This window comes from Streptomyces sp. MMG1533 (assembly GCF_001279775.1).
Classification (GTDB): domain Bacteria; phylum Actinomycetota; class Actinomycetes; order Streptomycetales; family Streptomycetaceae; genus Streptomyces.
This window is the reverse complement of record NZ_LGDG01000241.1, coordinates 58,667-66,693: the sequence shown is the minus strand read 5'-3', so window position 1 is coordinate 66,693 and position 8,027 is coordinate 58,667. Positions and strand designations below refer to the sequence as shown.

Genomic DNA, 8,027 nt, shown 5'->3' with positions numbered 1-8,027 from the left:
CGTCTTCCCGCCCGCACACGGGCGGCAGCGCGTCACCGTGCGTACTCGGGGCTCCACTGAGCGGCCCCGACCGTCGCGCGCAGCTCCTCCCACGTGGCCGAAATGCCCGAAATCGAGACAGGAATCCAGGGCCTGGATTGTTCAGTGCGCCCGAGTGGGTCGCTGAAAAACGCCTCTCACCTGAACGATCGGTGATCAGAACGACCGCGACGCCCGTCGACGTCGTCCCACGCATCCCCTCAGTCAGGTTCTGGTCCCATGCGCTCTCACACTCTGGTCCCGACTCTCATGGTGCTCGGTGCCCTCTCCCTCACGGTGAGCCACTCGGCCAGCTCGTCCGCTGTCCCGGACACCGCGACCGTCAGCGCGCGGTCCGGATCGAGCACCGCGTCCTCGCGTGTCCACGGCGTCGCCCCGTCGAGGATCAAGGGCCTGCAGATCGTCAGCGAGGACAGCTCCTGCCCCTTCACGGCCGGCTACCCCGACGTGCCCGGCGCCGAGGCGATGACAGCCGCGATGAAGAAGGACGTGGAACGGCGCCTGGCCACCTTCCGCTCGACGGCGTGCGAGGACGGCGGGAAGGGCATCGAGCTCGACATCAGCCACCGCTTCCTGGTCGCCTCCGGCGGCGTCCTCGGCGTCCGGCTCACGACGCAGGACTACACCGCCGCCGGGTCCGGGCTGTCGAGCAGGACGTACTGGTACGACGGCAAGGCCGGCGCGTACCGCACGGCCCTCGGGCTCATCGCCGAGGGATCCCGGGACGCCTTCCTCGACGCCTTGAAGGCGCGGCTCAAAGGGCGTGAGGGCGCGGACGCCGCCACCCTCGACGACGCCTTCCCCGACCCGGCCTCCCGCACCGCCGCCCTGGACGACATGGCCTTCACCACCGACGGCGGACTGCGGGTGACCTTCGACCGCGGAGACGTGGCCGTCCCCGCCGCCGGGGCCCTCACCGTGACCGTCCCCCGCAAAACGGTCACCCCCTGGCTGTCCGCGTTCGGCAAGCGCGCCCAGCACCAGACCGTACGACCGTCCGGCTCGCTCGACCTGGGCGCGGAGCACACCCCGGCACCGGCCGTCACCACCCACACCGTCTCCGGCGGCGACCGCACCGACTGCAAGAAGGTCAAGTGCATCGCGCTGACCTTCGACGACGGACCCACCGCCCCACAGACCCTGCGCGCGCTGACCGCCCGCGGCCACCACCTCGTCACCCTCAGCCGACTCCCCGCCACCCTCTGAGCGCACGACGCGCTCACCCTCGTACGCCTCCATCCCGCTGCGTCGGGATCCCCCTCACGCACGAACACCCGAACACCCGAACGGAACGCCCATGCCTCAGCACGCCCGCCGACACCTGATGACCCGCCGCAACGTCCTCGGCAAAACCGCCGTCGGCGGCCTCGCCCTCGCCGGGGGCGCCGCGATCGCCGGACCGCTCGTCGCAGGCGCCGACGCGGCCCCGTCGGACTTCGGATACCACGACGACGGGCGCACGTACGTGGTCACCACCGGCGCCGGCCTCGTCTTCAAGGTCGACCGCCGCAACGGCGACCTGACCTCGCTCATGTACAAGGGCACCGAATACCAGGGCTACGGCGGCCGGAACTCGCACGTCGAGACGGGCCTGGGCACGTCGTCCGTGAGCATCCGCCAGACCGGCGGCACGATCCTGGTCACGGTCGTGCACGGCACGATGCATCACTACTACGCCGCCCGTCGCGGCGAGAACAACGTCTACATGTGGACGAACAAGGCGGACTCCTCCATCACCGCCACCCGCTACATCGTCCGCGTCAGGCCCGGCCTGTTCCCCAACAACCTGCCCGACTCCTGGGACGCCCGCACCGACACCGTGATCGAGGCACAGGACGTCCGCCGCAAGCCGAACGGCACCACCCGCTCCAAGCACTACTCCAACCAGCGTGTCATCGACTACGACCACGTCGGATGGAGCACCGGCAAGGTCGGCATGTGGATGGTGCGCAGCAACCACGAGAAGGCGTCCGGCGGCCCGTTCTACCGCTCGCTCATGCGCCACCACTACGAGGACGGCGCCGGCCTCTACGAGATCCTCTACTACGGCGAGAACCAGACCGAGCCGATGCGCTTCGGCCTCCAGGGCCCCTACGTGCTGGCCTTCACAGACGGCGCGGCGCCCTCGCCCGCGCTGCGCCACGACCGTATCGACACCTCCTGGGTCGACGGCCTGGGCCTGGCCGGCTGGGTCGGCCGGAGCGGTCGCGGGCGGGTCGCGGGGGTCGGCATCGCCGGGCGGGACTCGGCGTACGCCTATACCGTCGGGTTCTCCAACGCCGAGGCGCAGTACTGGACCGAGGCGGACCCGGCCACCGGGCGCTTCACGTCCCCTTACATGCTGCCCGGCACCTATACGCTCACCGTCTACAAGGAAGAACTGGCGGTGCACACCACACGTGTCACGGTCACCGCCGGGCGGACGACCCCGCTCCACACCCTGACGATCGGCGCGGACCCGAGCAGGAAGTCGGCCATCTGGCGGATCGGTGACTGGAGCGGCACACCGCGCGGCTTCAAGAACGCCTCGCTGATGACCACCATGCACCCTTCCGACGCCCGGGCCAGGCCATGGACCGGCGCGGCCCACACAGTGGGCTCCTCGAAGGTCGACGACTTCCCCTGCTACCAGTGGGCGGACGTCAACAACAGTCTGAAGATCCGCTTCAAGCTCACCGCCCAGCAGCTGGCCTCCGGCCACACCCTCAACATCGGCATCACCACGGCGTTTGCGAACGGCAGGCCGCGGATCCGGGTCAACGACTGGGTCTCGGCCCTCCCCGCGCCCGCCAAGGAGCCCATGACCCGCTCCCTGACCGTCGGCTCCTACCGGGGCAACAACCACACCTACCGCTACGCCGTCCCGGCGAGCGCCTGGGTCAAGTCCCCTGACTCCTACCAGGAGGTGACCCTCGACATCGTCAGCGGCTCCGGCGGCGGCGCCTACCTCAGCGCCGGCGTGTCGTACGACGTGATCGAACTCCTGCCCTGAGCGGCCCCCGATGGCCCGAAGTCCTCTCTTCAGCACCTAGTTGACGATCCATCAGTCGACCCGGCGTGTAGGCCGCCGCGTCTCGAAGGAGCAGGCGTTGCACATATCAGTCAGGCGGGGGATGACCCCCGCACCCCCAGGCGTGGTGGCTGGCACGGTCGCCGCGCCGGGACCGGTCGCACAGGGCGTCGGCCCGGCGGCGGTGTCGGCTTCGGTGGAGCATCATGCCGAGGCGGGGAAGGCTGCGGCCAGAACGGTCACCCTCATCACCGGAGACCGGGTCGCCCCGCGCCCCCGGCCGGGCGGCGCGGCTCCCGCCGCGTCCGTACTGCCCGGCGAGGGCCGTCAGGGCATGGACGTCCGTATCGTGCGTACAGCCCGTGCCGGGACCCCGCACATCAGCCTGATTCCCGCCGATGCCGAACGCCTGCCGGCCGCCGGTACGTTGGACGCGCGGCTGTTCGACATCACGGAGCTGATCCGCATCGGCCGGGACGACACGCGCTCGCCCTCACTGCCACTGATCGTCATGGAACGCCGCGGCAAGGCGCCCGCCCGTTCCGCCTTCACCGCGCACGGCTCCGACCTCGGCCCCACGCTACGCGCCCCGAACGGCGGCACCCTCACCCAGCCCAAGGACAGCACCGTCGGCCGGTGGCAGTCGCTGTTCAAGGGCCGGCTTGCCCACTGCGTCAGCAAGCTCTGGCTGGACGGCAAGGCGAAGGCCCCGGACGACGAGAGCAACAAGACAGTCGGTGCTCCCACTTCCTGGAAGTCCGGCCTGGCCGAGTGCCTGCTCCCGCTGCTGCTCGCCCCTGTCCAGGTGGTTCAGGCTGTCGGATGGAGTGGCGTATGACCGACCCATTCCTTCCGGTTGGTGAGCCACGCCGGCCCTCCAGAGGGCCCACAGGCCGTCGCCGTCGGCGGCAGGCCGCGGATGCCCGGACCCCTCCGCAGGTCTCGCGGCGTCCGTCACGCCGCCAGGCGCGCCGCCGGGCACATCGGCTCATGGTGATGGCGACCATCTTTCTGGCGCTCCTGGGGGTTGGCGCGGCCTTCGCCTACCAGGATCTGAACGACAACATTGCTTCCCAGGACGTCGACGGGCAGCTGAACGCCGACGTCCGGCCGGAGCGGAAGGCGCCCGGAGCGGTGAACGTGCTGCTGCTCGGGTCGGATTCGCGGTCGGGATCCAACCGTGAGTACGGCCGCGACGAAGGCAGCGCCCGCTCCGACACGGCCATGGTCGTCCACATAGCCGACGGCCGCAGGGACGCCTCGGTGATCAGCATTCCCCGGGACACCCTGGTCGACCGGCCGGCCTGCCCCACGAAGTCCGGAGCCGCGTCGGCCGCGCGGGCGGTCATGTTCAACTCCGCCTACGAAATCGGAGGCATGACCTGCACGGTCGCCACGGTCGAGCGGCTGTCCGGGCTGCGGATGGACCACGTCGTGGAGATCGACTTCACCGGCTTCAAGAAGCTGGTCGGCACGCTCGGCGGCGTACGCGTGAACGTCCCGCAGGACATCCGCGACCCCTACAGTCACGCCCGTCTGTCCAAGGGAACGCACCTCCTGAACGGCGAGCAGGCCCTCGGCCTCGTACGGACCCGGCACGGCATCGGCGACGGCAGCGACCTCGGCCGCATCAAGCTCCAGCAGATCTTCATGAAAGCCCTGATCACCCAGATACGCTCCGCCGACCTGCTGACGGATCCCGTGCAGTTGTACCGGCTCCTCGACGACCTCACCAGTGCCATCACCACGGACAAGGGACTCGGCTCGCTGTCGGCGCTGACCTCCTTCGCCCGTTCCCTCGACGGCCTGGACGCGGACCGGGTCGAGTTCCGCACCCTGCCGGTCGCTCCGGCCCCGCAGGACCCCAACCGGGTCGTCCCCCAGGAACCGCAGGCAAACGCCGTGTGGCAGGCACTGAGCGCGGACCGGCCGTTGCCCGCCCGGAGCGAGAAGGGTGGACAGTCGTGAACGACACCAGGACCCCGTGCGGAACGGCAGGCCCCTCGTGATGAGGCGCCCCGCCATCCATGAACTCGCCCCCGCCCGCCCTTCGTCCTACCTGCACGGGCTCGACGGCGTCCGGACGACGGCCGTCGTGCTCGTCGCCATATGCCACGTCGACCCCTCCTGACTGCCCGGCGCTCCTCTCGGCGTCGACGTGTTCTTCGTCCTCAGCGGCTACCTGATCACCGACCTGCTGTGCACCTCTGGCGCGCCCCTTCCCCATCGCCGGTCCCCTGGTCCTGACCGGCCTCTACCTACGGCTCAAGCTGCGCGAACCCCCGAGTTCGAAGAGCTGCGGGAATCCGGCAGACTCGGCGAGGCACTGATCCTGGTGGCTCTGCGGACCAGTTGGCGGCAGAGCCTCCAAGTGATCGGCTGCATCGCGCTCCAGGCCGCAGCCTTCTACTTCGTCTTCGTCTACATGGAGACGCACACCCAGAATCAACTCGCCTTTTCCGCCGTGGCCGACCTGGCCCCGGTGGTCTCCCTCTGGGGGCCGGCCCTCGGGCAGGATAAATGGTCCTGAAGTATGGCCTCGTCGAGGAGAAGGAACTCGGTTACCTCGACTGCGGCGACAAGTACGGTGGCGAGGCTATGTTCGTCCCCAAACCCCCAGCGAGCAGCGAGGACGACGGCTAATCCTCGACCCTCATGGACACCCACCTCGCCGAACTCTCGACGTCCAGACCACGACCGAACCGGCCCGGCTGCATCTGCCACAGCGCGCGCCGTTCGGGGGTCCACGCCACCTGGCTGGACACCGCGGAGATCACCACCGTCGCCTCGTAGCCGGCGAGCACAAACCATCGTCAACGACCACCCCAGCAGGATGAGATGAACGGAGAACCGCATGCGACTCGGCAGGCACATCCACCGGTTCAGCCCATGCCAAAGCCCGGGAGGGCCGGCGTGGGCGTCGGACCGGCGGTGAGCGTCGTGCGGCTGTACGCCGAGGACCTTCACCCGGGGCCGTGTTCGACCTGGGCAGCGCCAAGGTCTCCAGGAGGAGATCCTCGATTTCGGCCGTCGCTTCGACCCGCTGCCGCTGCACACGGACGAGGACGCGGCGGCAAGGAGTCGTTTCGTGGGCCTCATAGCCAGCGGTTTCCACACCCTGGCGGTCCTGCAACGGCTCCTGGTGGACGCGGTCTTCTCCCGCGCCGCCGTCATCGCCGGCCGGGAGATCAGTTCCCTGCGCATGCGGGCGCCGGTCCGGCCCGGGGACGTGCTGCGCGGCACGATGGAGATCGTGGAGGTACGCCCCCGCGACAACGTCGCCGCCGTCGTCCGCAGTCGGGGCGCCCTCACCAACGACTCCGGCGCCCCCGTCCTGGAGCTCCAGGGAGGAACGCGCTGGGAACACCGCCCGCCGGGCGGGAGAGCAGACGGCGCGGCCTGACACCTCAGAGAGCCCTGCTCCGCCGATGCGCGGGCCCGCACGATCACCAGCTCGCCTTCGCCCAACGCCTTCGACCCGGAGGAACCACAGGTCCTGGAGGAACACACCACCCACCGTCGTTCATGGTCGTCTCGTGCCCGAACTGGGCCTGCCGACGGAACCGGTCGAACTGGGCGGAGTGTAAATCCAACGGCGGATCCGACGATCACGGGAGAGACGTCAAGTGACTGATGCCGCCGCGGAGTTGGAGACCGTGGAGCCTGTGGAGAGTGCCCATCCTGGGCAGCCTGCGTCCGTGTCCGACGAGCAACTGGTCGCGATGCTGGTGGAGCGGGCCCGGTCGGAGGGGCTGCAGCTGACGGGGCAGGGTGGGCTGCTGCAGCAGTTGACCAAGCGGGTCTTGACTGTTGCCGTCGCTGACGACCTTTTCCCTCCGACGACCCGGTGCTCGGCGAAGTGCCCGGCAACCGCCAGACTGCGCGCGCAGGTCCTCCGCTGCCCGATCCGACCTGGATACCGGCCCCCGTTGCACGAGATCGGCCGCGGCCGCGACGAGCAGCGCGTCCCGGCTCGGCTTCGCGCCGCCGCCCGGGGCTGGGTGCTGGAGACGGCAGCCTCGGGAGTGGGCCGACTTCGTGAACGTGCGACATCAAGACTGGCTCACCGCGGTCGGCCGCGCAGCCTGCACCAGGGATTCCGGCCCTCGGAACGGGGGCGGCAGAGCGATCCGGGGCCCGGCTAGCGTGGCCCACCGACATGCGGCCCATAGGGGGCGGCCTGCGCTGGAGGACATCTGATGGACGTGCGCGAAGCAGTGATGAAACGCCGATCGATTCGGGGTTTTCTCGACACCCCGGTATCGCGTGCGACTTTGGAACGCGTCCTCGACACGGCGTGCCGTGCCCCCTCCGGCGGCAACCTCCAGCCGTGGCGTCCGTACCTGCTGACCGGAAGCGTGCTGGACCAGCTGAAGAACCTGATGGCCGAGCGCCTCGCCACCGGTCCGGCCCCCGACGAGCCCGAGTACCCGATCTACCCGCCCGGTCTCACCTCGCCGTACCGGGACCGCCGCTTCGCTTTGGGCGAGCAGCTGTACTCGGCCCTCGCCGTGCCCCGCGAGGACAAGGCGGGCCGACAACGGCAGTTCGCCCGGAACTACCAGCTCTTCGGCGCCCCGGTCGGCCTGTTCTGCTACGTCGACCGGCAGATGGGGGCGGCCCAGTGGTCCGATCTCGGTATGTACCTGCAAACCGTGATGTTGCTGCTCACGGCCGAAGGACTGGCCTGCTGCCCGCAGGAAGCCTGGTCCATCCACCATCGCACCGTGGCCGAGATCATCCAGCCGCCGGAGGAACTGATGCTCTTCTGCGGCATGGCCATCGGGTACGAGGACCCCGACCACCCGGCGAACAACTGGCGCTCCGAGCGCGCGCCCTTCGCCGAGGTGGCCACGTTCCAAGGCTGGAGCGACTGACGGCCCGCCCGTGTCGGGCGCGAAAGGCACAAGATCGTTGGTTGGGCCCACGCTCTTGAGCAGCGGGCCGAAGGACGGGATCTCATTGCTCTTGCCGGCGA

General features: G+C 69.7%; 10 protein-coding genes. All 10 read left to right on the top strand.

Going from position 1 to position 8,027, the window contains the following annotated elements; translation table 11 throughout:
• Positions 1-258: 258 nt before the first annotated feature.
• The 10 genes from ADK57_RS32425 to ADK57_RS32390 all read left to right on the top strand — a co-directional run bounded on the left by ADK57_RS32425 (position 259) and on the right by ADK57_RS32390 (position 7,926).
• Positions 259-1,245 (top strand): RsiV family protein, encoded by a 987-nt coding sequence (locus tag ADK57_RS32425; RefSeq protein WP_159050188.1) that lies wholly within the window; start codon positions 259-261, stop codon positions 1,243-1,245.
• Positions 1,246-1,336: 91 nt separating this feature from the next.
• Positions 1,337-3,031 carry a rhamnogalacturonan lyase B N-terminal domain-containing protein gene (locus tag ADK57_RS32420; RefSeq protein WP_053753207.1) on the top strand — a complete coding sequence of 565 codons (1,695 nt, stop codon included), beginning with the start codon at positions 1,337-1,339 and terminating at the stop codon, positions 3,029-3,031.
• 121 nt (positions 3,032-3,152) lie between these two features.
• The gene (locus ADK57_RS32415; protein ID WP_053753206.1) at positions 3,153-3,887 is read left to right on the top strand and encodes a hypothetical protein; all 735 of its coding nucleotides are present in this window, start codon (positions 3,153-3,155) and stop codon (positions 3,885-3,887) included.
• Positions 3,884-5,017: an LCP family protein gene (locus ADK57_RS32410; protein WP_053753205.1), complete on the top strand. Its 1,134-nt coding sequence runs from the start codon at positions 3,884-3,886 to the stop codon at positions 5,015-5,017. The genes ADK57_RS32415 and ADK57_RS32410 overlap by 4 nt, the downstream gene beginning before the upstream one ends.
• Positions 5,018-5,057: 40 nt before the next feature.
• The gene (locus ADK57_RS52070) at positions 5,058-5,180 is read left to right on the top strand and encodes a hypothetical protein (RefSeq protein WP_267890791.1); all 123 of its coding nucleotides are present in this window, start codon (positions 5,058-5,060) and stop codon (positions 5,178-5,180) included.
• A gap of 27 nt (positions 5,181-5,207) precedes the next feature.
• Positions 5,208-5,579 (top strand): hypothetical protein, encoded by a 372-nt coding sequence (locus ADK57_RS32405; RefSeq protein ID WP_053753204.1) that lies wholly within the window; start codon positions 5,208-5,210, stop codon positions 5,577-5,579.
• On the top strand, positions 5,570-5,692 hold the full coding sequence (locus ADK57_RS51560; RefSeq protein WP_234390477.1) for a carotenoid oxygenase family protein: 123 nt from the start codon (positions 5,570-5,572) through the stop codon (positions 5,690-5,692). Before ADK57_RS32405 ends, ADK57_RS51560 begins: the two co-directional genes overlap by 10 nt.
• A 12-nt stretch (positions 5,693-5,704) precedes the next feature.
• Positions 5,705-5,842: a hypothetical protein gene (locus ADK57_RS50170; RefSeq protein WP_159050186.1), complete on the top strand. Its 138-nt coding sequence runs from the start codon at positions 5,705-5,707 to the stop codon at positions 5,840-5,842.
• Between the two features lie 220 nt (positions 5,843-6,062).
• Positions 6,063-6,452 carry a MaoC/PaaZ C-terminal domain-containing protein gene (locus ADK57_RS32400; RefSeq protein ID WP_078973464.1) on the top strand — a complete coding sequence of 130 codons (390 nt, stop codon included), beginning with the start codon at positions 6,063-6,065 and terminating at the stop codon, positions 6,450-6,452.
• Positions 6,453-7,248: 796 nt separating this feature from the next.
• Positions 7,249-7,926, top strand: coding sequence for a nitroreductase (locus ADK57_RS32390; protein WP_053753202.1), 678 nt, complete (start codon positions 7,249-7,251; stop codon positions 7,924-7,926).
• Positions 7,927-8,027 lie beyond the last annotated feature (101 nt).

Excerpts from the sequence above, each read along its gene's own strand:
- ADK57_RS32425 (WP_159050188.1), top strand. The coding sequence starts at position 259 with ATGCGCTCTCACACTCTGGTCCCGACTCTCATGGTGCTCGGTGCCCTC.
- ADK57_RS32420 (WP_053753207.1), top strand. The coding sequence starts at position 1,337 with ATGCCTCAGCACGCCCGCCGACACCTGATGACCCGCCGCAACGTCCTC.
- ADK57_RS32415 (WP_053753206.1), top strand. The coding sequence starts at position 3,153 with ATGACCCCCGCACCCCCAGGCGTGGTGGCTGGCACGGTCGCCGCGCCG.
- ADK57_RS32410 (WP_053753205.1), top strand. The coding sequence starts at position 3,884 with ATGACCGACCCATTCCTTCCGGTTGGTGAGCCACGCCGGCCCTCCAGA.
- ADK57_RS52070 (WP_267890791.1), top strand. The coding sequence starts at position 5,058 with ATGAGGCGCCCCGCCATCCATGAACTCGCCCCCGCCCGCCCTTCGTCC.
- ADK57_RS51560 (WP_234390477.1), top strand. The coding sequence starts at position 5,570 with ATGGTCCTGAAGTATGGCCTCGTCGAGGAGAAGGAACTCGGTTACCTC.
- ADK57_RS50170 (WP_159050186.1), top strand. The coding sequence starts at position 5,705 with ATGGACACCCACCTCGCCGAACTCTCGACGTCCAGACCACGACCGAAC.
- ADK57_RS32390 (WP_053753202.1), top strand. The coding sequence starts at position 7,249 with ATGGACGTGCGCGAAGCAGTGATGAAACGCCGATCGATTCGGGGTTTT.